The organism is Pseudomonas guariconensis, from assembly GCF_040822035.1.
GTDB classification, from domain to species: Bacteria; Pseudomonadota; Gammaproteobacteria; order Pseudomonadales; family Pseudomonadaceae; genus Aquipseudomonas; species Aquipseudomonas guariconensis.
The window spans coordinates 3969483-3992230 of sequence record NZ_CP162012.1; the positions used below are offsets into that span (position 1 = coordinate 3969483).

Here is a 22748-nt window from a genome sequence, read left to right on the forward strand (position 1 = left end):
TTACCCGCGAGAGAACAGCGTTAACCCAAGGAGTACCTGATGTCTAACGGACACCCCGAACCCGATCTCGAGTACCTCAAACGCGTGCTGTTGGAAATGCTCGCCATTCCTAGCCCCACCGGTTTTACCGACACCATCGTACGCTACGTGGCCGAACGCCTGGACGAATTGGGCATCCCCTTCGAACTGACCCGCCGCGGCACCATCCGCGCGACGCTAAAAGGCCGTCAGAACACGCCCGACCGCGCCGTCTCGGCGCATCTGGACACCATCGGCGCCAGCGTGCGCCAACTGCTCGATAACGGCCGTCTGGCCCTGGCCCCGGTGGGCTGCTGGTCCAGTCGATTCGCCGAAGGCAGTCGCGTCAGCGTGTTCACCGATACAGGCGTGTACCGCGGCAGTGTGCTGCCGCTGATGGCGAGCGGGCATGCCTTCAACACGGCCATCGATCAGATGCCGATCAGTTGGGAGCATGTGGAAGTGCGTCTGGACGCTTACTGCGCTACCCGCGCCGACTGCGAGGCACTGGGGATAGCCATCGGCGACTTCGTCGCCTTCGATCCGCTACCGGAGTTCACTGAAAGCGGTCATATCAGCGCGCGTCACCTGGACGACAAGGCTGGCGTGGCAGCACTGCTGGCAGCACTCAAGGCCGTGGTGGAGTGCGGCCAGCAACCGTTGATCGACTGCCACCCGCTGTTCACCATCACCGAAGAAACAGGCTCTGGTGCCGCGGCAGCGCTGCCTTGGGACGTGAGCGAGTTCGTCGGCATCGACATCGCTCCGGTGGCACCCGGGCAGGCCTCAAGCGAACATGCCGTGAGCGTGGCCATGCAGGACTCCTCAGGCCCTTATGATTACCACCTCTCACGGCACCTTCTGAAACTGGCTGGCGACCACGACCTACCGGTGCGTCGTGACCTCTTCCGCTATTACTTCAGCGATGCCCATTCGGCCGTCACGGCCGGCCACGATATCCGCACCGCGCTGGTGGCGTTTGGTTGCGATGCCACCCACGGGTATGAGCGGACCCACATCGATAGCCTGGCTGCCCTGAGCCGCTTGTTGGCGGCTTATCTGCTCAGTCCACCGGTATTCGCCAGCGATTCGCACCCTGCAAATGCATCGCTCGAGCGCTTCAGCCATCAGCTGGAGCATGATGCCCAGATGGAAAGCGAGACAAGGGTGCCGGCGGTGGACAGCCTGGTTGGCAACAAGCCTTGAGCGCTTGGCGCGAGGAGGCACAGCACCTGAGGCAAGCCCTGCGCGATTGGCGTAGCATGCCCCCATCCCAGCCAAGACTTTGTGACCATGCTGATCCCCTACGACCAACTCGAAGCCGAAACCCTCACCCGTTTGATCGAGGACTTCGTAACCCGCGACGGCACCGATAACGGCGACGACACGCCCTTGGAAACCCGCGTACTGCGGGTCCGCCAGGCACTGGCCAAAGGTCAGGCGTTCATTTTGTTCGATCTTGAAAGTCAGCAATGCCAATTGCTGGCCAAGCACGAAGTGCCCAGGGAGCTATTCGACTGACTGCTTGCCCTGGCGCCGCTGCGCCAGGGCTTGTTTGACGCTGTCGCTGATCTCTTCCCGGTTTACCGTGATATCAGCAGGTGCCTTGATGCCCAGACGCACCTGTTCACTCCCTTGCACGGACAACACCCGAATCGTGATGTCGTCCCGGATCTTGATCGCCTGCCCCACCTGACGCCCTATCACCAACATGTCTGACCCTCCAATCCAACGGAAAACCAGAGACTGCCTGTGGCGCCTTCAACCGCACAACGTTACGCAGGTGAAATAGACGCATCCCACACAAACACGCGATTCCACCTACAGCCTTGTCTGCATCACCCTTGCTGCAACCGCGGCCCGAACACAATGAGGGTTGCACCGGCCACGCAGAGCAGTGCCCCTAGCCAGTCGCTGGCCATCGGCCGAGCCCGCTCCACCAGCGCCAGCCATAGCAATGAGGCAACGATATAGATACCGCCATAGGCGGCATAGGCACGGCCGGCATACGCCGCTTCGACACGGGTGAGAATCAGCCCGAACACCGTCAGGCTGGCCAGCGCAGGCGCTACCCACCAAGCGCTCTTGCCCAGGCGCAGCCAGAGATAAAATGCATAGCAGCCGCCAATCTCGAACAGCGCCGCCAAGAAAAACCATAGGTAATTGATCACACCGGTCATCCAGCCCATTTGAACGACGCATAGCATAACGGAGGCGGAAGCAAAGCATGGAGGGCTCTCAGGGGTTACCGTTCCATCGCAACCGCAGAAGTTCTCAGGCCAGCTCGATTTGTAATTCAGGATTCAATGCAAGCATTGCATGTAATAGTCTGATGTCATCAGTGGCATCAGCGCCTCTATTGTCTGGGGAATACAAGATCCCGGTGACGCCAACTTCTTTCGTCATCGTAAAATGTATTTTGGCGCACGGTCGGGTCACCACAAGGATTTCGTTATAATCCGAAAAAACACCGTGACCTCGGGTATGGTGCAATATCTCGAACGGCGGCTCGATGTGTCTGAAGCCACCCGCCCACATCATGTTTTGTTCGAACCCATTAAGCACTGCATCGGAAAACTCGTATCCATCGGCTGATGCATGGGTAGGAAAAAGTACATCCCGCGAGAACGTGCCGAGGATATTTTCAGGCGGCACATCCAATATAAAACCCACCGAATGACACATGGGTGTCACCTGAGACGAAATCTGCACAAAGCCTGCACGGTTCCTGCGCATCATACTGTGTGCCCACAGACGCCTGCGTATGACCAAAGACGTTGAAATCACATCCCAGGATCTAAAGACATCCTGTGCCCTGCCCGCTGACAGCGCGCCTGCCTGAAATCCATTCAAACAGAGCGTATGAACCAGGCATAGGCCATATTCTGAAAGCCGTCCCCACTCACGTAAATCGCGCTCGACCTGCTCGTCGAAGGAATACAACGGCGATGAACACGACGACCGTGGCTTGAATGCCGCCTTCGCCAAGCCCGCAGAGAGAGACTCTGCGCGCGATCGAAATCTGAAACATCCCATGCGAAGAGCCTACTAGCAAGATTTTGCGCAAATGGTATGTACACTGACAGATCGAGTATGGCGGTGTATGAAAACAACCAGCGGCGAGGAAAATCGAGGCCGACAACCAGACTCATATGTATTCGACAGCTAAATCCGGATTAACCTGACACAACCTGTCTAGCATAAACTGATCCCGCCTTTTGTCTCGGATGAAAGCGTTTCCATGCTGCGAGTAAATAATGCCTTGCACCCTAACCTCTTCCGTCGCCGAAAAGTGCACCCTGACATTGGGTCGGGTAACGACCAATATCTCGTTGTACACGGCACTTGGCGTGATGGTTTTCTTCAGGATCTCGGCAGGTGACTCAATCTTGGTAAACAGGTCTTCATTGAAAAGTTTTCCTTTTGCCGTTCGCCTTGCCAGTATTCGAGATGCAAATTCGTAGTGTGCCGCCGGCGCATGAGTCGGAAAGAAAACATCATACTCGTGAGTACCTAATATATTTTGGGGAGGTACTTTTAAAATCAGCCCCAGGTTGGCGTACAGACAATTGCAGCTATCGATCTGTCGAAGAATCCGGTTTGGGAGATTGTGTGCTTGGGCCTGTCGCCGGATACGATTACGTGCAATCATGGACGTGGAAATTACGTCCCACCCCCTCAACACATCCTGCGCTCTTCTTTGGAATAACTCGCCCCCAAAAGAGCTAATGCCCAAAGCATGCACCAGACACAGCCCATATTTCGAAATATCCCCCCACGCCTCCAAATCACTTTCCACTTTTTCGTCGAAAGAGAATCTAGGCGTAAAGGATGCTCGCGTTGAACTGAAAGCCGTCTTGGGCTCTGCAACCGAAAGGCAATTCAGTCTTCGTATAACCTGGGATACTTTCATCCAACCTCTCAAGAATACTATGCAAAGGCATCAAACGTGCCCAAACTTCAAACACACAATGTCCACACCGGAGTTTCAGGCGGCAGTACGGCGCCCCGCACCATCATTAGCTTTCTTCCGACCTTTAACGCCTCGCTGGCGCATAGGGCCCCCTGAAGTAATTCGCCGTATGAAAACCCAACCACAACTTCCGATTTTCATGGGAAAACTCGGACTGCGTGTCCTTCGAAAGCACCACGATATCTTTGGCGATGACTCTCTGCGTGACAACACCATGTACATGTTGGTTGGGTTTGCCCATGATCAAAACTTCATTATGCTGCCAACGGGTCGATTTCATTAGCGTTTTGGGTGTAACAACGTTGAAGGAGGCATCCGTCTGAGACGTGATATCTGGACCTTCAACACTGAATAACCCATTGTTTGCCAATATGAATTTTTGCTGATTGATTCGGGTACGAGTCATCATCGGTGCCGCCGCAGCACGTAGGATATTTTGCGGCGGCACGTCGAGCACAATACCAAGTTCCTCCGGCATACCGGAAAATAAATGCCCGTCCCTATTCATTCGCCGATAGCTTTTCCGTTGCTTTTCGATGTCGCTCGGATTGACCAATGACGTGGACAGTACCCAATGACGATCAATCCACTGTTGGATGACTGGCAATTCATAGCCACATAAAGCCGTGATGGAGGTGAAGGGGCACACCAGCATCATGCCTTGGCGGTCGAGATTCTCCCACTGCGATAAAACCTGCTGCATCGCGGTGTGATTGGAATATAGTTTTCGCTCTTTCGCTTTTGAAACCATCGCTCAGATTCACACTGCTCGCCAAGTCAGGCTTACCCTTCCTCGACTGGAAGATCGGGATTCAATTCGCGCAAGCGCTGAAGCACCTCGGCTTCCGACGGACTGAGACCACAACTTCCTTGAGTGTAAATAATACCCTTCACTTCAACGTTCTTCGTTTCCGAAAAGTGCAACCTGACATGAGGGCGGGTCACCACGAGAATCTCGTTATACTTAGTACCCGGCATCTCTTTCCCGGTCCTTTCCATTATCCTGCGCGGCGACTCAATCTGAGTATATGCCCCTCCTAATACCGGACGCGCTGTACTTCTGTCGCCTAAAACTGCACTCGCAAACCTGTAGTCTTTTGCCGGTTCATGCGTTGGGAAGAAGACGTCCGTTGGGAAGGTTCCCAGAATATTTTCTGGCGGTACCTGTAGAATCAACGCGACATTTGCATACATCGTCGGAGGCTTCCTTAGCAGCCGGGCGATCTTTGGATCCCGATTGCGGATCTGCACTTGCGCCCATGGCCGTCTGCGACTGATCAACGACGTTGAAATGACATCCCACCCGCTCAAGACGTGCTGTGCGCGCCCTTGGAACAGCTCACTGTCGTCCAGCGCGTGCTCGCCCACGGCATGCACCAAGCACAGCCCCATCTCGGAAATACGCCCCCATTTTTGCAAATTTTTTTCGACTTTCTTGTCAAAAGAATATGCTGGATAGGCAGTCGCCGGTTTGAAGGTAAAAGCAGCTTTGGAATCCTTTCCCGATAGCGCTTCGAATCTCGAACTGACGCGTATTTTATTCAACCACCCCACATGACACCTCGTATTAGCCCACGCCTTAGACCTGTACAACACCAAGCCCTGGATTCAACTGACGAAGGCGACTTATAAAATCCAACCGTTCGAAACTCGATCGGTCCCGATTATTTTCCGCAACCTCGAATTTAGGCGCATAAAGAATACCGCGCACCCTGATCGGTTGCGTCATCGTGCAATATATATTCACATTAGGTTTGCCGACGACCAGCACTTCATTATGAAACGCCGTTCGCCCAATGATGTCGCTTGGCGGAACGACCTTATTATATTTCTCCACCAGCCTTTGCGAAAATAGCTTGGAGACACCATTGAGTATTGCATCGGCAAACTTAAAATCCTTACTGGGAAGGTGCGTCGGAAACATGACATCTTCCGGGAAGGTTCCCAGAATATTTTGCGGCGGCACTTCCAGAATGAAACCCAGCTCGCCGAACACCTGGGTTGGAATGGCTGATCCTGTATTGTTATAGCGGCGTCTGTACCTGAAGACCCGCAGGGAGTCCACCAGACTGGTGGAGAAGACATCCCACGACTTGAAAACGTCTTCGGCCCGTCTCTTTGAAAGGTCGCCTCTTTCGAACTTATCCAGGTCGAAAGCATGCACGAGAAATCTGTTCTGCTCCGCCAGTCGCTCCCATTGACCCAGGGCGTGCTCGACACTTTTATCATAAGAGTATTTGGGGTGCAGCCGCCCCACGTCGCTCAACCTGCCCATCGATAGTTCAAGTGCCCGTTCGTATATGATGGCACGTCAGCATGTATGAACGCACCGCACCTCTACAATTCCTCAACAAGGTCTTACATGGAATAGACTTCAAGGCCTGGATTCTGCACTCGCAGCAGCCTAATCAAATTAAAATCTTCACGCAGTTTTTCACTATCGTTCCGATTGACAATTACCACACCCTTTACGTTGATTTTGCGCGTCTGGGCAAAATGCACATGCGTGTTGGGCCGACCAATGACCAGTACTTCATTGCCAACATTTTTGTACTTGAGCAGCTCCTCCGGCGTCATAATTTTGCGATACCCGCCTTTGATTATCTTTCCGCTCTGGCTAATACCCGCCTCTATGCTGTGGGCCAACTGATACTTAGAGGTCCGTCCATGAAACGGCAGCCCGACAGGCCGAGTAAACGTCCCGAGAATATTTTGAGGATTTATGTCCAGAATCAGGCCAACCCCGCGAGTCCACGGTACCGAGGCAGGGTTGCCATACGAAGCCAATGAGGTGGAAAACACATCGCACTCCCCGATAACATCCTCCGCTGTTCGCCGACTCAGATCACTGCTCAAGAAACACTCCAGCGTCACGGGATGTGCCAAGAAAAGGTCGCGATCATCCAGGTCTTCCCACGTTGTCAATCGCTGTTCCAATTTGGGGTCGAGGGAATATTTTGGCGTGCATGCCTTGCCATGCATATTGACCTTGGTATTGGCGGGGCGCCGCCGCAGCAAAGACGACGTAGCAGTTGCCAACTTGGACTTCAAATCAGTCATGAGTCTCTCACTTTCAGATTTTGTTCAAACAGATAATATTCGACCATTCGCCACTTCGATTGATCGGCGATTGATCACGTCTCGACAGTCTTAAACAACACTAAGCGGCAACGTCGGATTTAACTCACACAACCTTCGCAGTAACGCAACCCTTTCCCAAGGCAGGTCACGCAAAGACAACTCGCAATTCTGATGGTGGAGAATACCGACGACCTTGATGGGCTTGGTCATTGCGTAGTGCAACTTGAATCCCGGCCTGCCCACGACGAGAACTTCACTGTATATGCCCTCGGGAGGCTTCACCGACGCGATCAACGATCTTGTCCAGTTTGAGCCGGGCAATTGCCATTAACTGTTCGAGGCACAGCGGTTGATAGACCTGTAGATTCACACGCCCCATGAAGGCCGGCTTGAACACCTGGGCACAGGCTTGGCGAACATGCGACATCACCTCATCGTCCGCACGACATTCAGTCAGCAGTTCCGATCCCACATTAGTGGTCATCACCACCCAGGCATCATGGAAACTCACGCGTTGCCCTTCGGCGTCTTCCATCCAGCCCTTATCCAGGACCTGGTAGAACATCTCGCGTACGTCGGGGTGAGCTTTTTCGAATTCGTCCAGCAACAGCACGCAGTGCGGTCTCTTCCTGACCGCTTCGGTCAATCTTCCGCCTTTGCCATAGCCTACGTAGCCGGCCGGTGCCCCTTTGAGTGCAGAGACCGTATGCGCCTCTTGAAATTCGGACATGTTCAGCGTGATCAGGCTCTCTGGCCCTGAGCCATACACCTGTGCCAATGCCAATGCCGTTTCTGTCTTGCCCACCCCCGAGGGGCCGGCCAGCATGAACACTCCAGCCGGCTTGTCCGGTGCCTGCAGCCCCGCTCGGGTGATGAACAGTTTGCGGGCCAGCGCCTTCAATGCCGGTTCCTGACCGGCCACGTAGGTTTGCAGCTGGCCGAGCAACGTCGTTTCGCTGGCTTGCGTGCGTTCCTTGAGCTTGCCAAGTGGGATTCCGGTCCAGCCCGAAAGCACATGCGCCACGCACATCGCATCGACGTGGGCATGGACCATCACCTGCTGTTCATGCGCCTCGGCCACCTCCCAAACGTAATAGGAAACATCCGCTTGGCGTGTCAGACGAAACCTACATCCAAGCATCAGTCATGCAACGGGCTTCAACGTGTAAAAGCGCCCCATGAGGTCGTCAATCGGCCTTGCCGGAAGTACGGGGTCGAAGCGGGAAGTGTGGGCAATCTGGCTTACCTTTTTAACGAGACTGGTCCCAATGAAACTGCGAAACGTCCTATGGGATTGTGAAATTTCTCATAGCCAATAAAAACGCCCCGACTGGCGGGGCGTCATTGGCAGAAGCAAGACCTTAGTGGGAAACCGCGCCACTGGCCCCCAGACCGGTCTGCGAACGGACGAACTGCGGGAAGAACAGCGCGCGCTCGTCTTCGGCAGCCTTGGACTTGTCGGTCACCGAGAAGAACCAGATACCGGCAAAGGCGATGAGCATGGAGAACAGCGCCGGGTACTCGTACGGGTAGATGGCTTTTTCATGGCCGAGGATTTGCACCCAGATGGTTGGGCCAAGGATCATCAAGCCGACCGCGCTGACCAGGCCCATCCAACCACCGATCATGGCGCCGCGGGTGGTCAGCTTCTTCCAGTACATCGAGAGCAGCAACACAGGGAAGTTGCAGCTGGCGGCGATGGAGAAGGCCAGGCCCACCATGAAGGCGATGTTCTGGTTCTCGAACAGGATGCCCAGGCCGATCGCCAGTACGCCCAGGGCGATGGTGGTGATCTTCGACACACGGATCTCGTCCTTGTCGTTGGCCTTGCCCTTGCGCCATACGCTGGCGTACAGGTCATGGGACACCGCCGAGGCGCCGGCCAAGGTCAGACCCGCCACTACCGCCAGGATGGTGGCGAAGGCCACTGCGGAGATGAAGCCCAGGAACACGCTGCCGCCTACGGCATTGGCCAGGTGCACCGCCGCCATGTTGTTGCCGCCGATCAGGGCGCCAGCAGCGTCCTTGAAGTCCGGGTTGGTGCTCACCAGCAGGATCGCGCCGAAGCCGATGATGAAGGTCAGGATGTAGAAGTAACCGATGAAACCGGTGGCGTAGAGCACGCTCTTGCGCGCTTCCTTGGCGTCGCTGACGGTGAAGAAGCGCATCAGGATGTGCGGCAGGCCGGCAGTGCCGAACATCAGCGCCAGACCCAGGGAGAACGCCGAAATCGGGTCCTTGACCAGTCCGCCCGGGCTCATGATCGCCTCGCCCTTGGCGTGGACCTTGATCGCCTCGGAGAACAGGGTATTGAAGTCAAAGCCTACGTGCTTCATCACCATCAGCGCCATGAAGCTTGCGCCGGAGAGCAGCAGCACGGCCTTGATGATCTGTACCCAGGTAGTGGCCAGCATGCCGCCGAACAGCACATACAGGCACATCAGGATACCCACCAGAATCACCGCGACGTGGTAGTCCAGGCCGAACAGTAGCTGGATCAGCTTACCGGCACCGACCATCTGGGCGATCAGGTAGAACGCCACGACCACCAGAGAACCGGAAGCCGACAGCGTGCGGATTTCCTTCTGCCCGAGGCGATAGGAAGCCACGTCGGCGAAGGTGTACTTGCCCAGGTTGCGCAGGCGTTCGGCAATCAGGAACAGGATGATCGGCCAGCCGACCAAAAAGCCGATCGAGTAGATCAGGCCGTCATAGCCGGAGGTGAACACCAGCGCGGAAATCCCCAGGAAGGAGGCTGCCGACATGTAGTCACCGGCAATCGCCAGGCCGTTCTGGAAGCCCGTGATGCGACCGCCCGCGGCATAGTAGTCCGAGGCCGACTTGTTGCGCTTGGAGGCCCAGTAGGTAATACCCAGGGTAAAGGCGACGAAGGCGACGAACATCGCGATCGCCGAGACGTTGAGCGGCTGCTTGTGCACCTCGCCGGTCAGGGCATCGGCGGCCCACACGGCGGGTGCGAAAGCGCCGCAGGCCAGGACGGCCAGGGCTTTGGCTTGGCGGATCATTGTTGCGCCTCCTTGAGGATCTCTTTGTTCAGCTCATCGAATTCGCCATTGGCGCGACGCACGTAGATAGCGGTCAGGACAAATGCCGCAACGATCAGGCCGACGCCCAAGGGAATGCCCCAGGTGATCGACGAGTCAGGGCTGAGTTTGGAGCCCAGGATCTGCGGGCCATAGGCGATGAGGAGGATGAAGCCGCAGTAGAGACCGAGCATGATCGCCGAAAGAATCCAGGCGAAACGCTCGCGCTTGGTGACCAGTTCCTTGAAGCGCGGACTGTTCTGTATCGATTGGTAGATGCTGTCGTTCATTGTTTTTGTCCTAGCAGCAACGCAAATAAGGGAGAACCCGCCCTTACTTTATTCTGCCGATGGACACCAACCAGACGACCTTAGTCTTAGATGCAACGGTGTTTTACAGATTGCGTAACAAATTCGCGGGTAAACCCGCTCATACAGGCCTGTGCAATACCTGTAGGAGCGGGTTTACCCGCGAAAACAGCAGAGTCGACTACAGAGTCTGATTACTTGCCGGTCCACTCCTTCACGCGCTCTGGGTGCTTGGCAACCCAATCCTTGGCCGCGGCATCGGGCTTGGCACCTTCCTGGATGGCCAGCATGACCTCGCCGATCTCATCCTTGGACTGCCAGTGGAAGTTCTTCAGGAACTCGGCCACTTCTGGCGCCTTGGTCGCCAGTTCCTTGCTGCCGATGCTGTTGACGGTTTCGGCGGCACCGTACACACCTTTCGGATCTTCAAGGAACTTGAGTTTCCATTTGGCGAACATCCAGTGCGGCACCCAGCCGGTCACGGCGATGGATTGCTGCTTGGCGTAGGCGCGGCCCAGTTCGGCAGTCATCGCCGCGCCGGAGCTGGCCTGCAGTTTGTAACCGTCCAGGGCGTAGTCCTTGATGGCCTGGTCGGTCTTGAGCATCACGCCGGAACCGGCGTCGATGCCAACGATCTTGTGCTTGAAGCTTTCATCGGTCTTGAGGTCGGCAATGCTGGCAGCCTTGACGTACTCCGGCACGATCAGGCCGATCTTGGCATCCTTGAAATTAGGGCCGTAGTCGACCACCTTGTCCTTGTTCTTGCCCCAGTATTCCCCATGGGTGACCGGCAGCCAGGCCGACAGCATGGCGTCGAGCTTACCGGTGGCCACACCCTGCCACATGATGCCGGTGGCGACGGGCTTGAGGTCCACGTCATAACCGAGTTTCTGCTTGATCACTTCGGCGGCCACATAGGTGGTTGCCACACTGTCGGACCAACCATCCACGTAACCTATGCTTACTTCTTTGGCCATTGCCTGTGCAGCGCTCACGGCCAAAACCAGGGCTGTCCCCACACCCAGGAAACGTCGCATTTTTGTAAACGTAGCCATCAAAGCATCCCCTCGTCAGGTCTCGGAAGTTGCATCATCATCCTCACACCATAGCCGACCTGCTCTGAGCACGACCTTTACCGACCGATAAACGACAGCAAATCGCCATCAATCACTGAGCCATCATGCGCCCTGCGTGATCCTTGCATGGTGAATGCTTGATCTAGAGCGTTTGCGGCTATCATCTAGCCCTTTGCACCTGACGACGGACCGCCCGATGCCCAGCAGCACACGCCTTCTGCCCCTCTATCTGATCGCCTGCTTGTTCGCCCTGATCGGGCTCGGGTCGCTCTGGTACGGGCTTGGCAAGCCTGTGCACCTGCCCGATGCGGCCAGCCCTACACACAAATTGCAGTGCGCCTCCTATACGCCGTTCGACAAGGACCAGTCGCCGTTTGACCACCCCTTCCGCTTGCGTCCGGCCCGCATGGACGCGGACCTTGCGCTGCTGGCCGAGCGATTTGAGTGCATCCGCACCTACTCGATGACCGGTCTCGAGGCGATTCCGGGCCTGGCGCGCAAACATGGGCTGAAGGTGATGCTTGGCGCCTGGGTCAATGCCAACCCGGTGGACACCGATAAGGAAGTCGACGCGCTGATTGCCTCGGCCAACGCCAATCCGGATGTGGTCAGCGCCGTGATCGTTGGTAACGAGGCATTACTGCGCAAGGAAGTGACCGGCGACCGCCTGGCTGGCTTGATCGCTCGGGTCAAAAGCCAGGTGAAGGTACCGGTGACCTATGCCGACGTCTGGGAATTCTGGCTGCAGCATCCGCAGATAGCACCGGAGGTGGATTTTCTCACCATCCACCTGCTGCCCTACTGGGAGGACGACCCCCGCGGCATCGACGATGCCTTGGCCCATGTGGCCGATGTGCGCCGACAGTTCGGCGCACGCTTTGCCCCCAAGGACATTCTCATCGGCGAGACCGGCTGGCCCAGCGAAGGGCGCCAGCGTGAAACCGCCACACCAAGCCGAGCCAACGAAGCACGCTTCATCCGTGGTTTCGTTGCATTGGCCGAAGCCAACGGTTGGCGCTACAACCTGATCGAAGCCTTTGACCAGCCCTGGAAGCGCGCCAGCGAGGGAGCAGTTGGCGGTTACTGGGGGCTGTACGACGCCGACCGTCAGGATAAGGGCGTGCTCGAAGGACCGGTGAGCAACCTGCCGTACTGGCCGCAGTGGTGGCTGGCAGGTGTGCTGCTGTTTGCGGCCACCTTGCTGCTGGCTGGACGACCTGGCAATCGGCACGCGGCCACGCTGCTGCCGCTGCTGGCCGCGCTGGGCGCGGCAAGCCTGGGGTTGTGGGGCGAGCTGGTGCGCACGAACGCACGCTTCACCGGCGAGTGGGTGTGGGCAGGATGGCTGGCCGGGCTCAACCTGGTAGTGCTGGCCCATGGCGCGCTGGCACTGGCCGCTCGCGGCGGCTGGCGCGAGCGTCTGTTCGCCTGGCTGGAACGTCACGCCCGATGGTGGCTGCTGGCGGCGGGTTTCGCGGCGGCGGTGAGCATGCTGGCGATGGTGTTCGACCCGCGTTATCGCAGCTTCCCAACGGCGGCACTGGTGCTGCCGGCAGTGGTCTACCTGGCGCGCCCCGTGGCGGCGCCCAGGGCTGAGATCGCGTTGCTGGCGCTCATTGTAGGGGCCGGGATCGCACCGCAGTTGTTCATAGAAGGAGTGAACAATGTCCAGGCGTGGGGCTGGGCGGTTGTCAGCGCGGCGATGGTCGCAGCGTTGTGGCGCAGTCTGCGCAAAAACCAAGAGGTGCCTTCACGGTAAACCCGCTCCCGCAACGCCCGCGGTGATTCGTACGGGAGCGGGTTTACCCACGAACAAAATCCCGGGTCTAGTTCGCAGGCTGCCGAACCAACCGCAACCCCGCCAGCACCACCGCGAATACTGCAATGCTCGCGGTATACAACACCAAAGCAGGAATCCCGAACAACAGCCCCAGCACCGCCAGCCCCCACCCGCCCCGCCCCGGCACCCACTGCGCCAGCAGCGAAATACCCAGCGCGCCCCAGGCCAGCACCTGATGATGGATGCCCAATCCCAGCAACGAGCGGGCCTGGCATTGCCAGTACCCCTGCGCCGCGCTGCACAGCCCGACCCAGCGGGCATCCTCCATCAGCCCGTAACGCACTCCATAGCTGGCCGCCAGCCACGCCGACAGCAACAGCAGGAACAGGGCGATGGGCAACGAGCGGGCCATGGGAACTCCAACGGGTTGAAAACAAACGCCAGCATAAACGCCCGTGCCTACCTTGCAAGGCAAAATCCGCGCATGACGGCTATGTTCCAAGGATGACCGTTTGCCGCGCCGTAGACTGTCGCGGCAACATCTGGCACGACAAAGAACACTGCGGCAGGCAACTTTGCCCTGCCTATCATGGTCCTAGGTAGCGATTTGCCTTACGTACTTTCTTGGGGGATCCCATGCTTCGACCCTTGTGCCTCGTCGCCTCGCTCTGCGGCCTGCTCCTGGCCACAGCCGCCTCGGCGCGGGATATCGACGCCGCGAGCTATGGCTATCCGCTGACCAATCCGTTCGAGGCCACCATCGCCACCACGCCGCCAGAGCAGCGCCCGACGCTGCCCAACGACGAGGACATCAGCCAATCCGACTACAGCCTCAACCTGCGACCGGAGCGAGCCTTCACGCTGCCGGACAACTTCTGGCCCGTGCGCAAGCTCAAGTACCGTCTGGCCCGCCAGGATCACGAAGCACCGCTGATCTTCCTCATCGCCGGCACCGGCGCGCCCTATTCCAGCAGCATCAACGAATACCTCAAAAAGCTCTTCTACCAGGCGGGCTTCCATGTGGTGCAACTGTCCTCGCCCACCAGTTGGGACTTCATGAGCGCTGCCTCGCGCTTTGCCACGCCGGGCGTGAGCAAGGACGATGCCGAGGATCTGTATCGCGTCATGCAGGCCGTGCGTGCCCAACACCCGCGCCTGCCGGTGAGCGAGTTCTACCTCACCGGGTACAGCCTCGGAGCCCTCGACGCAGCCTTCGTCAGCCACCTGGACGAGACCCGGCGCAGCTTCAACTTCAAGCGGGTGCTGCTGCTCAACCCCCCGGTCAACCTCTACACCTCGGTCAGCAACCTGGACAAGCTGGTGCAAACCCGGGTCAAAGGCATCGATCGCAGCACCACGTTCTATGAGCTGATGCTCGAAAAGCTCACCCTGTACTTCCAGCAGAAGGGCTACATCGACCTCAACGAGGCGCTACTCTACGACTTCCAGAAGTCGCGCCAACACTTGTCCAACGAGCAGATGGCCATGCTGATCGGCACCTCGTTCCGCTTCTCGGCGGCCGACATCGCCTTCACCTCCGACTTGGTCAACCGCCGTGGTCTGATCACTCCGCCGAAATTCCCGATCACCGAAGGCAGCAGCCTCACGCCGTTCTTCAAGCGTGCGCTGCAGTGCGATTTCGAGTGCTACATCACCGAGCAGGTGATCCCGATGTGGCGAGCCCGCACCGATGGCGGCAGCGTGCTGCAACTGATCGACCAGGTGAGCCTCTACGCACTGGCCGACTACCTGCGGGAGAGCCCCAAGATCGCCGTGATGCACAACGCCGACGACGTCATCCTCGGCCCTGGCGATATCGGCTTCCTGCGCAAGGTGTTCGGTGATCGCCTGACGCTCTACCCTCATGGCGGCCATTGCGGCAACCTCAACTACCGCGTCAACAGCGATGCGATGCTGGAGTTCTTCCGTGGTTAACAAATTGCTGCTCGTCACCGCCCTGCTCGTCGCCGGCAACGCCCTGGCAGCCGAGACAGCGCCCCGCACCAGCGTGGTGGAAGCCGACAAGGCCGACTCCCCGACGGTCGAGCCCGACGGCTTCCTCGACCCGCTGCGCGAACTGAAATTCAACCCAGGGCTCGACCAGCGCGAGTTCGAACGCTCCACCCTGACCGCGCTGAATGTCTATGACCCGCTGGAGTCGATGAACCGGCGCGTGTATCACTTCAACTACCGCTTCGACCAGTGGGTGATGCTGCCGGTGGTCGACGGCTATCGCTACGTCACTCCACGCTTCGTACGCACCGGGGTAAGCAACTTCTTCAACAACCTGGGCGATGTGCCCAACCTGTTCAACAGTCTGTTGCAACTCAAGGCCAAGCGCTCGGCCGAGATCACCGCACGTCTGATGTTCAACACCCTCATAGGCGTAGGTGGGTTGTGGGATCCGGCGACCAAGATGGGCCTGCCGCGCCAGAGCGAAGACTTCGGCCAGACCCTTGGGTTCTATGGGGTGCCTGACGGGCCTTACATCATGCTGCCGATCCTGGGGCCGTCGAACCTGCGCGACACTGCCGGGCTGGCGGTGGACTATGTGGGTGAACGGGAGGCGAACTTCCTCAATGTTGCCGATGCCAGCAGCGATCACCCGGAAATCACTGTGCTGCGGGCAGTGGACAAGCGCTACACCACCAACTTCCGCTACGGGCAGCTGAACTCACCTTTCGAGTACGAGAAGGTGCGCTACGTATACACCCAGGCACGCAAGCTGCAGATCGCCGAGTAGATCCTTCACCCCTTCGCGGGCAAACCCGCGCCCACACGTAGGAAACTGGTGGGCGCGGCCCTCGTCGGCATCAAGGCGGATTCAACCCCAGGAATTGACACAGTTCCCGCCGCTTGGCCAAAGCATCTTTACGCCCAAGCTCGATCAGTTCACTGCAATAGCTGGCCTCGAACAACAAGTAGCTCAACACTCCCGCGCCACTGGTACGGGTCGCCCCCGGCCCACGCAGGAACAGACGCAGCGCCGCCGGCAGTTCGCGGCGATGGCGCGCTGCGATTTCGTCCAGCGGCTGACTGGGCGCTACCACCAACACATCGATCGGTGCCAGACCCAGGCGCCGGGCATTGAGGTGTGCCGGCAGCAGGTGGCTGAGGTGGTTCAGGCGTTGGAGCAGCTCGATGTCATCCTCGAGGCTGTCGATGAACGTGCTGTTGAGCATGTGCGCGCCGATTTGCGCAAGGCTGGGCTGCTGGCCACTGAATACCCGCTGGTTTGGCATCGGTGCCGAAGGCCGCTGCGGGTTGCCACTGACCCCTACCACCAGCACCCGGCTGGCGCCAAGATGCAGCGCTGGGCTGATCGGCGCCGACTGGCGCACCGCGCCATCGCCGAAGTACTCCTCGTCGAGCTTGACCGGGGCGAACAGCAACGGAATCGCCGAGCTCGCCAACAGGTGCTCGATGGTCAGGGAAGTCGGGACGCCAATGCGCCGATGGCGCAACCAGGGCTCGATGGTGCCGCGCCCCTGATAGAACGTCACCGCCTGGCCGGACTCATAGCCGAAGGCAGTGATGGCCACCGCCCTGAGTTGCTCGGCAGCCAGGGAATGGCCGATTCCATCAAGATCCAGATGTGATTGCAGCAGGCCCCGCAAGGGGCTGCTGTCGAGCAGCGCCACCGGGACCTGACCGCCGACCCCCAACAAATTGTGGCTGACGAAGCGGCTGGCCTGGCGGATGACACCGGGCCAGTCGCTGCGCAGCACAAGGTGGCTGCGAAAGTTCTGCCAGAAGGTCGTCAGCCGCTGTACCGCCTCGGTGAAGCGCGTAGCCCCGCTGGCCAGGGTGACGGCGTTGATGGCGCCAGCCGAGGTCCCGACGATCACGGGGAACGGGTTGGCCGCGCCCGGCGGCAGCAACTCGGCGATACCAGCCAGCACCCCCACCTGGTAGGCAGCACGGGCGCCGCCGCCGGAGAGAATCAGGCCTGTGGTGGGGAGTGGCGCCATCGTTGTCACTCGCGATCAGCGCTTTTTCTTGTCATAAAGCCGCGGCTCTCCCGGCGGACGCGACTTGAAACGCCGGTGGGCCCACAGGTACTGCTCCGGACATTCCCGCAGCACACCTTCGACCCATTGGTTGATACGCAGGCAATCGGCCTCTTCGGTCTCGCCGGGGAAGTCCTCCAGTGGTGGGTGAACGACCAAACGATAGCCGCTGCCATCCTCCAGGCGCTTCTGGGTGAAAGGGATCACCCGGGCCTTGCCCAGGCGGGCGAACTTGGTGGTCGCCGTGACGGTTGCGGCCTGAATGCCGAACAACGGCACGAAGATGCTCTGCTTGGCGCCGTAGTCCTGGTCCGGCGCGTACCAGATGGCGCGGCCGCCGCGCAGCAGCTTGAGCATGCCGCGCACATCGTCGCGCTCCACCGCCAGCGAATCGAGGTTGTGGCGCTCGCGACCACGGCGCTGGATGTAGTCGAACAGCGGGTTACCGTGCTCTCGGTACATGCCATCGATGGTATGGGCCTGGCCCAGCAGGGCGGCGCCGATCTCCAAAGTGGTGAAATGCACAGCCATCAGGATGGCACCCTGCCCCTCCCGCTGGGCGGCCTGCAGGTGCTCAAGGCCCTCGATATGGGCCAGGCGTGCCAAACGCGGCTTGGGCCACCACCAGCTCATGGCCATCTCGAAGAAGGCGATGCCGGTCGAAGCGAAGTTTTCCTTGAGCAGATGTTGCCGTTCGTCGCGCGACAGCTCCGGAAAACACAGCTCCAGGTTGCGCGCGGCAATACGCCGGCGCTCACCGGCGACCCGGTACATCAGCGCGCCCAAGGCACGGCCCAAGGCCAACAGGGCACGGTATGGCAACTGGGCGACCAGCCACAGCAGGCCAAGGCCCAACCAAAGGCCCCAAAATCGTGGGTGAAGAAAATACGGACGAAAACGCGGGCGTTCCATTGAAGCTTCCGGCAAGACAAAGGTGGCCATTCTACATCGGTTCGGCTGCGGTTGCGGCCAACGGGTCTTATCGTTATAAGTCAGGGCACTTTTTTCGCAACAAGCCGTCTATGCAGACCATGAGCCTCAACCCGACCTCCGATACCGCACCCGTCTTCCAGCTCAAAGGCAGCATGCTTGCCATCACTGTGCTGGAACTGGCGCGCAACGACCTCGAAGCCCTCGACCGGCAACTGGCGGCGAAAGTGGCCCAGGCCCCCAATTTCTTCAGCAATACCCCCTTGGTACTGGCCCTGGACAAGCTGCCGGCCGACTGTGGGACGATCGACCTGCCCGGCTTGATGCGCGTCTGTCGCCACCATGGCCTGCGTACCCTGGCCGTGCGCGCCAGCCGAATCGAGGACATCGCCGCGGCGATCGCCATCGATCTGCCCGTGTTGCCGCCCTCCGGTGCGCGTGAGCGGCCATTGGAGCCGGAGCCCGAGGTGAAGAAACCCGAACCCGCACCAGCTCCGCCACCACCACCGGCCGAACCGGAAGTGCGCCCCACCCGCATCATCACGACGCCGGTACGCGGCGGCCAGCAGATCTACGCCCAAGGCGGCGACCTGATCGTCACTGCCTCGGTCAGCCCCGGCGCGGAACTTCTCGCCGATGGCAACATCCATGTGTACGGCGCCATGCGCGGTCGCGCGCTTGCAGGCATCAAGGGCAACACCCGGGCCCGTATCTTCTGCCAGCAGATGACGGCGGAGATGGTCTCCATCGCCGGTCAGTACAAGGTGTGCGAAGACCTGCGTCGCGACCCGCTGTGGGGGGCTGGCGTGCAGATCAGCCTGTCCGGCGATGTGTTGAACATCACCCGTCTTTAACGGATACTTGCCGGCATTTTTAGCGCAACTTTTTTCCCGTTGCCGTTTTTTGTATTTGCAGGGACACGCGTCCCGTTTATTTAGGGGTGAAACACCTTGGCCAAGATTCTCGTGGTTACTTCCGGCAAGGGGGGTGTGGGCAAGACCACCACCAGCGCCGCTATCGGTACCGGCCTCGCACTGCGTGGCTACAAGACTGTCATCGTCGACTTCGACGTGGGCCTGCGTAACCTCGACCTGATCATGGGCTGCGAGCGCCGCGTAGTGTATGACTTCGTCAACGTGGTCAACGGCGAAGCCAACCTGCAGCAAGCCCTGATCAAGGACAAGCGCCTGGAAAACCTGTTCGTGCTGGCTGCCAGCCAGACCCGCGACAAGGACGCCCTGACCCAGGAAGGCGTCGAGAAGGTCCTGATGGAGCTCAAGGAGTCCTTCGACTTCGTTATCTGCGACTCCCCGGCCGGCATCGAGAAGGGCGCTCACTTGGCGATGTACTTCGCCGACGAAGCCATCGTGGTGACCAACCCGGAAGTTTCCTCGGTTCGTGACTCCGACCGCATGCTGGGCATCCTGTCGAGCAAGTCGCGCCGCTCCGAGAACGGCGAAGAGCCGATCAAGGAACACCTGCTGATCACCCGTTACCATCCTGAGCGCGTCGAAAAGGGCGAAATGCTCAGCATCGCCGACGTCGAAGAGATCCTGGCGATCAAGCTCAAGGGTGTGATCCCTGAATCCCAAGCCGTGCTCAAGGCCTCCAACCAAGGTATTCCAGTGATCCTGGATGACCAGAGCGATGCCGGTCAGGCATACAGCGACACTGTCGACCGCCTGCTGGGCAAAGAGAAGCCACTGCGGTTCATCGATGTGCAGAAGCAAGGATTCTTCGCGCGCCTGTTTGGAGGCAAGTAAACCATGAACCTTTTTGACTTCTTTCGTGGCAGACAGAAACAAAGCAGCGCGTCGGTAGCGAAAGAGCGTCTACAGATCATCGTGGCGCACGAACGCGGCCAGCGTAGCGAGCCGGACTACCTCCCAGCCCTGCAGAAAGAACTGCTGGAAGTGATCCGCAAGTACGTGAACATCGGCAGCGACGACGTGCATATCGAGCTTGAGAACCAGGGTAGCTGCTCGATCCTGGAGCTGAACATCACCCTGCCCGATCGCTGATCCAGCTATTTCGGGTCGCCCCTGTGGGAGCGGCTTGTCCGATGATCGTGCCAGCCCAGGCTGACGCAACCATTGGACAAGCCGCTCCCACAGTGCTTTCCAAAGAGACTTTGCAATGCCGCTGTCGAACGTCCAGATCCTCCATGAAGACGCTGCCATCCTGGTGGTCAACAAGCCGACACTGTTGCTGTCGGTGCCAGGTCGCGCCGAGGACAACAAGGACTGCCTGATCACCCGCCTGCAGCACAACGGCTATCCTGATGCGCTGATCGTTCATCGACTGGACTGGGAAACTTCCGGGATCATCCTGCTGGCCCGCGATGCCGACAGCCACCGCGAGCTTTCGCGACAGTTCCATGACCGCGAGACCGAAAAGGCCTACACCGCGTTGTGCTGGGGTCAACCGGCGCTGGACAGCGGCAGCATCGATCTTCCCCTGCGCTACGACCCACCGACCAAACCCCGTCATGTGGTGGACCACGAACAGGGCAAGCATGCCCTGACCTTCTGGCGCATCCTCGAGCGTTGCGGCGATCACTGCCGGGTGGAGCTGACCCCAATCACCGGGCGCTCGCACCAATTGCGCGTGCACATGCTCTCGATCGGCCACCCACTGCTGGGCGACCGCCTGTACGCCAACCCCCAAGCCCTGGCCGCCCACGATCGACTGTGCCTGCATGCGAGCATGCTGAGCTTCACCCACCCGGTGACGGGCGAGCGGTTGAAGTTCGAGTGCCCGGCACCTTTTTGAGCTACAAGCTTCAAGCGACAAGTTGCAAGAAATAGCCAAAGCGGATGGCGTGGAACTTGCCCAAGCTGCCGCTCTTGCTTGAAGCTTGCAGCTTAAAGCTTGAAGCTCGAACCGGAGTGAGTTATGCGCGATTCCCTGAATGCTGGCCTGATCGATTTCCTCAAGGCCTCCCCAACGCCTTTTCATGCGACCGCGAGCCTCGCCCAACGCCTGGAGGCCGCCGGCTATCAGCGCCTGGACGAGCGCGACAGCTGGGCGACGGTGCCGGGTGGCCGCTATTACGTGACCCGCAACGACTCCTCGATCATCGCTATCAAGCTGGGCAAGCAATCGCCATTGCTCGGCGGTATCCGCATGGTCGGCGCCCATACCGACAGCCCGTGCCTGCGCGTCAAGCCGCAGCCTGAACTGCAGCGCCACGGTTTTCTGCAACTGGGCGTCGAGGTCTACGGCGGCGCGCTGCTCGCGCCTTGGTTCGACCGCGACCTGTCGTTGGCCGGCCGGGTCACCTTCCGTCGCGACGGCAAGGTCGAGAGCCAACTGGTGGACTTCAAGCTGCCGATCGCGGTGATCCCGAACCTGGCTATCCACCTCAACCGCACCGCCAACGAAGGCTGGGCGATCAACCCTCAGCTCGAACTGCCCCCCATCCTGGCCCAGGTGGCCGGTGACGAGCGCGTGGACTTCCGGGCCCTGCTCACCGAGCAATTGGCCCGCGAGCACGACCTCAATGCCGACGTGGTGCTGGATTACGAGCTGAGCTTCTACGACACACAGGATGCTGCGCTGATCGGCCTCAATGGCGACTTCATCGCTGCTGCCCGCCTGGACAACCTGCTTTCCTGCTATGCCGGTCTGCAGGCCCTGTTGGCGGCGGACAGCGACGAAACCTGCGTGCTGGTATGCAACGACCACGAGGAAGTCGGTTCCTGCTCAGCCTGCGGCGCCGACGGTCCAATGCTCGAACAGACCCTGCAGCGCCTGCTACCCGATGGCGACGACTATGTGCGAACCATCCAGCGCTCGCTGATGGTCTCGGCCGACAACGCCCACGGCGTGCACCCCAACTATGCCGACAAGCACGACGGCAACCATGGGCCGAAGCTCAACGCGGGCCCCGTCATCAAGGTCAACAACAACCAGCGCTACGCCACCAACAGCGAAACCGCAGGCTTCTTCCGCCACCTGTGCATGGCCGAGGAAGTGCCGGTGCAGAGCTTCGTGGTACGCAGCGACATGGGGTGTGGCTCGACCATCGGCCCGATCGCCGCCAGCCATCTGGGCGTGCGCACGGTGGACATCGGCCTGCCGACCTTCGCCATGCACTCGATCCGCGAGCTATGCGGCAGCCATGACCTGGCGCACCTGGTGAAGGTGCTCACCGCGTTCTACCGTAGCCGCGAACTGCCCTGAGTGGCCCAAGGGCCGCTTTGCGGCCCTTTTCCCGGCATCGCCAGCACCCACCGATGCCCTGTCGGCATGCTCGATGCCTGTCCTTGATCAATCTCGCCTGCGTCCCGAGCCGCTATGCTTAAAGCATGGCCCTATCTTTCAGAAGGATTCCTGTCCATGACGTTCCTGTCGCTGTTCCTGCCGGTCTTCCTGTTCCTGCTGCTGCTAACCATTGGTTTCAGCCTGCGCGAACGCAATATCGGCGTGCTGATGATGTGGATCGGAACCCTGGGTATCTTCGGCCTCACTTGCTGGAAGATCCTGGAGCAACTGCCCTCATAAACCTCTACACTCGGTCAATCGT

At 59.3% G+C, this 22748-nt stretch carries 26 protein-coding genes; 11 read left to right on the forward strand and 15 right to left on the reverse strand.

All coding sequences use genetic code 11. The features are described 5' to 3' along the window. The first annotated feature begins 39 nt into the window (after positions 1-39). Complete coding sequence (locus AB1N67_RS18380; RefSeq protein ID WP_043206611.1) at positions 40-1224, forward strand: osmoprotectant NAGGN system M42 family peptidase; 1185 nt, start codon at positions 40-42, stop codon at positions 1222-1224. A gap of 87 nt (positions 1225-1311) precedes the next feature. Next, entirely contained in the window at positions 1312-1539 is a 228-nt protein-coding gene (locus AB1N67_RS18385) for a YheU family protein (protein ID WP_043206612.1), read from the forward strand. Here AB1N67_RS18385 and AB1N67_RS18390 read toward each other — a convergent pair. From AB1N67_RS18390 to AB1N67_RS18445, 12 genes are all read right to left on the reverse strand, one after another. Continuing rightward, positions 1528-1731, reverse strand: a complete 204-nt coding sequence (locus AB1N67_RS18390; RefSeq protein WP_043206614.1) for a carbon storage regulator — start codon at positions 1729-1731, stop codon at positions 1528-1530. The genes AB1N67_RS18385 and AB1N67_RS18390 overlap by 12 nt on opposite strands. Positions 1732-1856: 125 nt before the next feature. Next, a complete protein-coding gene (locus tag AB1N67_RS18395; protein ID WP_090344022.1) occupies positions 1857-2189 on the reverse strand; it encodes a YnfA family protein in 333 nt (110 codons plus the stop codon). 103 nt (positions 2190-2292) lie between these two features. Beyond that, a complete protein-coding gene (locus AB1N67_RS18400; protein ID WP_043206616.1) occupies positions 2293-2703 on the reverse strand; it encodes a hypothetical protein in 411 nt (136 codons plus the stop codon). 463 nt (positions 2704-3166) lie between these two features. Further along, a complete protein-coding gene (locus tag AB1N67_RS18405) occupies positions 3167-3931 on the reverse strand; it encodes a hypothetical protein (RefSeq protein ID WP_197853331.1) in 765 nt (254 codons plus the stop codon). Positions 3932-4055: 124 nt separating this feature from the next. Next, complete coding sequence (locus AB1N67_RS18410) at positions 4056-4742, reverse strand: hypothetical protein (RefSeq protein WP_145997245.1); 687 nt, start codon at positions 4740-4742, stop codon at positions 4056-4058. A 32-nt stretch (positions 4743-4774) separates the two neighbouring features. Next, a complete protein-coding gene (locus AB1N67_RS18415; RefSeq protein ID WP_139205737.1) occupies positions 4775-5536 on the reverse strand; it encodes a hypothetical protein in 762 nt (253 codons plus the stop codon). Between the two features lie 34 nt (positions 5537-5570). Then, complete coding sequence (locus AB1N67_RS18420; protein ID WP_102082277.1) at positions 5571-6266, reverse strand: hypothetical protein; 696 nt, start codon at positions 6264-6266, stop codon at positions 5571-5573. A gap of 83 nt (positions 6267-6349) precedes the next feature. Beyond that, positions 6350-7051 (reverse strand): hypothetical protein, encoded by a 702-nt coding sequence (locus AB1N67_RS18425; RefSeq protein WP_102082278.1) that lies wholly within the window; start codon positions 7049-7051, stop codon positions 6350-6352. A gap of 274 nt (positions 7052-7325) precedes the next feature. Next, positions 7326-8153 carry an AAA family ATPase gene (locus AB1N67_RS18430; RefSeq protein WP_367863330.1) on the reverse strand — a complete coding sequence of 276 codons (828 nt, stop codon included), beginning with the start codon at positions 8151-8153 and terminating at the stop codon, positions 7326-7328. 280 nt (positions 8154-8433) lie between these two features. Further along, a complete protein-coding gene (locus AB1N67_RS18435; protein WP_043206636.1) occupies positions 8434-10098 on the reverse strand; it encodes a cation acetate symporter in 1665 nt (554 codons plus the stop codon). After that, the gene (locus AB1N67_RS18440; protein WP_043206637.1) at positions 10095-10406 is read right to left on the reverse strand and encodes a DUF485 domain-containing protein; all 312 of its coding nucleotides are present in this window, start codon (positions 10404-10406) and stop codon (positions 10095-10097) included. Before AB1N67_RS18440 ends, AB1N67_RS18435 begins: the two co-directional genes overlap by 4 nt. Before the next feature lie 212 nt (positions 10407-10618). Then, entirely contained in the window at positions 10619-11479 is an 861-nt protein-coding gene (locus AB1N67_RS18445; protein ID WP_043206638.1) for a glycine betaine ABC transporter substrate-binding protein, read from the reverse strand. 217 nt (positions 11480-11696) lie between these two features. On the opposite strand from AB1N67_RS18445, the gene AB1N67_RS18450 reads away from it, so the two are divergent. Next, the gene (locus tag AB1N67_RS18450) at positions 11697-13259 is read left to right on the forward strand and encodes a beta (1-6) glucans synthase (RefSeq protein ID WP_102082281.1); all 1563 of its coding nucleotides are present in this window, start codon (positions 11697-11699) and stop codon (positions 13257-13259) included. 67 nt (positions 13260-13326) lie between these two features. Here AB1N67_RS18450 and AB1N67_RS18455 read toward each other — a convergent pair whose 3' ends face one another. Then, positions 13327-13692, reverse strand: a complete 366-nt coding sequence (locus AB1N67_RS18455) for a hypothetical protein (RefSeq protein WP_043206640.1) — start codon at positions 13690-13692, stop codon at positions 13327-13329. Positions 13693-13916: 224 nt separating this feature from the next. Here AB1N67_RS18455 and AB1N67_RS18460 point away from each other — a divergent pair, with 224 nt between their 5' ends. Further along, positions 13917-15215, forward strand: a complete 1299-nt coding sequence (locus tag AB1N67_RS18460) for a serine/threonine protein kinase (protein WP_043206642.1) — start codon at positions 13917-13919, stop codon at positions 15213-15215. Beyond that, positions 15208-16023: a VacJ family lipoprotein gene (locus AB1N67_RS18465; RefSeq protein ID WP_090343639.1), complete on the forward strand. Its 816-nt coding sequence runs from the start codon at positions 15208-15210 to the stop codon at positions 16021-16023. The genes AB1N67_RS18460 and AB1N67_RS18465 overlap by 8 nt, the downstream gene beginning before the upstream one ends. A 70-nt stretch (positions 16024-16093) precedes the next feature. Here the strand turns inward: AB1N67_RS18465 and AB1N67_RS18470 are convergent, their stop codons facing one another. Both AB1N67_RS18470 and AB1N67_RS18475 read right to left on the reverse strand, forming a co-directional pair. After that, positions 16094-17251, reverse strand: a complete 1158-nt coding sequence (locus AB1N67_RS18470; protein WP_043206644.1) for a patatin-like phospholipase family protein — start codon at positions 17249-17251, stop codon at positions 16094-16096. A gap of 15 nt (positions 17252-17266) precedes the next feature. Then, entirely contained in the window at positions 17267-18202 is a 936-nt protein-coding gene (locus tag AB1N67_RS18475; protein WP_043206646.1) for a lipid A biosynthesis lauroyl acyltransferase, read from the reverse strand. A 110-nt stretch (positions 18203-18312) separates the two neighbouring features. On the opposite strand from AB1N67_RS18475, the gene minC reads away from it, so the two are divergent. The 6 genes from minC (at position 18313) to AB1N67_RS18505 (ending at position 22726) form a co-directional block, all read left to right on the forward strand. Next, positions 18313-19074 (forward strand): septum site-determining protein MinC, encoded by a 762-nt coding sequence (gene minC, locus AB1N67_RS18480; RefSeq protein WP_043206647.1) that lies wholly within the window; start codon positions 18313-18315, stop codon positions 19072-19074. 96 nt (positions 19075-19170) lie between these two features. Continuing rightward, complete coding sequence (gene minD, locus AB1N67_RS18485) at positions 19171-19983, forward strand: septum site-determining protein MinD (RefSeq protein WP_043206649.1); 813 nt, start codon at positions 19171-19173, stop codon at positions 19981-19983. Positions 19984-19986: 3 nt separating this feature from the next. Next, positions 19987-20241 (forward strand): cell division topological specificity factor MinE, encoded by a 255-nt coding sequence (gene minE, locus AB1N67_RS18490; protein ID WP_043206650.1) that lies wholly within the window; start codon positions 19987-19989, stop codon positions 20239-20241. 115 nt (positions 20242-20356) lie between these two features. Next, the gene (locus AB1N67_RS18495) at positions 20357-20992 is read left to right on the forward strand and encodes an RluA family pseudouridine synthase (protein WP_043206651.1); all 636 of its coding nucleotides are present in this window, start codon (positions 20357-20359) and stop codon (positions 20990-20992) included. A gap of 123 nt (positions 20993-21115) precedes the next feature. Continuing rightward, complete coding sequence (locus AB1N67_RS18500) at positions 21116-22405, forward strand: M18 family aminopeptidase (RefSeq protein WP_043206652.1); 1290 nt, start codon at positions 21116-21118, stop codon at positions 22403-22405. A 156-nt stretch (positions 22406-22561) separates the two neighbouring features. Continuing rightward, on the forward strand, positions 22562-22726 hold the full coding sequence (locus AB1N67_RS18505; protein WP_167358066.1) for a hypothetical protein: 165 nt from the start codon (positions 22562-22564) through the stop codon (positions 22724-22726). Positions 22727-22748: the final 22 nt, after the last annotated feature.

Excerpts from the sequence above, each read along its gene's own strand:
- AB1N67_RS18380 (WP_043206611.1), top strand. The coding sequence starts at position 40 with ATGTCTAACGGACACCCCGAACCCGATCTCGAGTACCTCAAACGCGTG.
- AB1N67_RS18385 (WP_043206612.1), top strand. The coding sequence starts at position 1,312 with ATGCTGATCCCCTACGACCAACTCGAAGCCGAAACCCTCACCCGTTTG.
- AB1N67_RS18390 (WP_043206614.1), bottom strand. The coding sequence starts at position 1,731 with ATGTTGGTGATAGGGCGTCAGGTGGGGCAGGCGATCAAGATCCGGGAC.
- AB1N67_RS18400 (WP_043206616.1), bottom strand. The coding sequence starts at position 2,703 with ATGTGTCATTCGGTGGGTTTTATATTGGATGTGCCGCCTGAAAATATC.
- AB1N67_RS18405 (WP_197853331.1), bottom strand. The coding sequence starts at position 3,931 with ATGAAAGTATCCCAGGTTATACGAAGACTGAATTGCCTTTCGGTTGCA.
- AB1N67_RS18410 (WP_145997245.1), bottom strand. The coding sequence starts at position 4,742 with ATGGTTTCAAAAGCGAAAGAGCGAAAACTATATTCCAATCACACCGCG.
- AB1N67_RS18420 (WP_102082277.1), bottom strand. The coding sequence starts at position 6,266 with ATGGGCAGGTTGAGCGACGTGGGGCGGCTGCACCCCAAATACTCTTAT.
- AB1N67_RS18425 (WP_102082278.1), bottom strand. The coding sequence starts at position 7,051 with ATGACTGATTTGAAGTCCAAGTTGGCAACTGCTACGTCGTCTTTGCTG.
- AB1N67_RS18435 (WP_043206636.1), bottom strand. The coding sequence starts at position 10,098 with ATGATCCGCCAAGCCAAAGCCCTGGCCGTCCTGGCCTGCGGCGCTTTC.
- AB1N67_RS18440 (WP_043206637.1), bottom strand. The coding sequence starts at position 10,406 with ATGAACGACAGCATCTACCAATCGATACAGAACAGTCCGCGCTTCAAG.
- AB1N67_RS18445 (WP_043206638.1), bottom strand. The coding sequence starts at position 11,479 with ATGGCTACGTTTACAAAAATGCGACGTTTCCTGGGTGTGGGGACAGCC.
- AB1N67_RS18450 (WP_102082281.1), top strand. The coding sequence starts at position 11,697 with ATGCCCAGCAGCACACGCCTTCTGCCCCTCTATCTGATCGCCTGCTTG.
- AB1N67_RS18455 (WP_043206640.1), bottom strand. The coding sequence starts at position 13,692 with ATGGCCCGCTCGTTGCCCATCGCCCTGTTCCTGCTGTTGCTGTCGGCG.
- AB1N67_RS18460 (WP_043206642.1), top strand. The coding sequence starts at position 13,917 with ATGCTTCGACCCTTGTGCCTCGTCGCCTCGCTCTGCGGCCTGCTCCTG.
- AB1N67_RS18470 (WP_043206644.1), bottom strand. The coding sequence starts at position 17,251 with ATGGCGCCACTCCCCACCACAGGCCTGATTCTCTCCGGCGGCGGCGCC.
- AB1N67_RS18475 (WP_043206646.1), bottom strand. The coding sequence starts at position 18,202 with ATGGAACGCCCGCGTTTTCGTCCGTATTTTCTTCACCCACGATTTTGG.
- minC (WP_043206647.1), top strand. The coding sequence starts at position 18,313 with ATGCAGACCATGAGCCTCAACCCGACCTCCGATACCGCACCCGTCTTC.
- minE (WP_043206650.1), top strand. The coding sequence starts at position 19,987 with ATGAACCTTTTTGACTTCTTTCGTGGCAGACAGAAACAAAGCAGCGCG.
- AB1N67_RS18495 (WP_043206651.1), top strand. The coding sequence starts at position 20,357 with ATGCCGCTGTCGAACGTCCAGATCCTCCATGAAGACGCTGCCATCCTG.
- AB1N67_RS18500 (WP_043206652.1), top strand. The coding sequence starts at position 21,116 with ATGCGCGATTCCCTGAATGCTGGCCTGATCGATTTCCTCAAGGCCTCC.
- AB1N67_RS18505 (WP_167358066.1), top strand. The coding sequence starts at position 22,562 with ATGACGTTCCTGTCGCTGTTCCTGCCGGTCTTCCTGTTCCTGCTGCTG.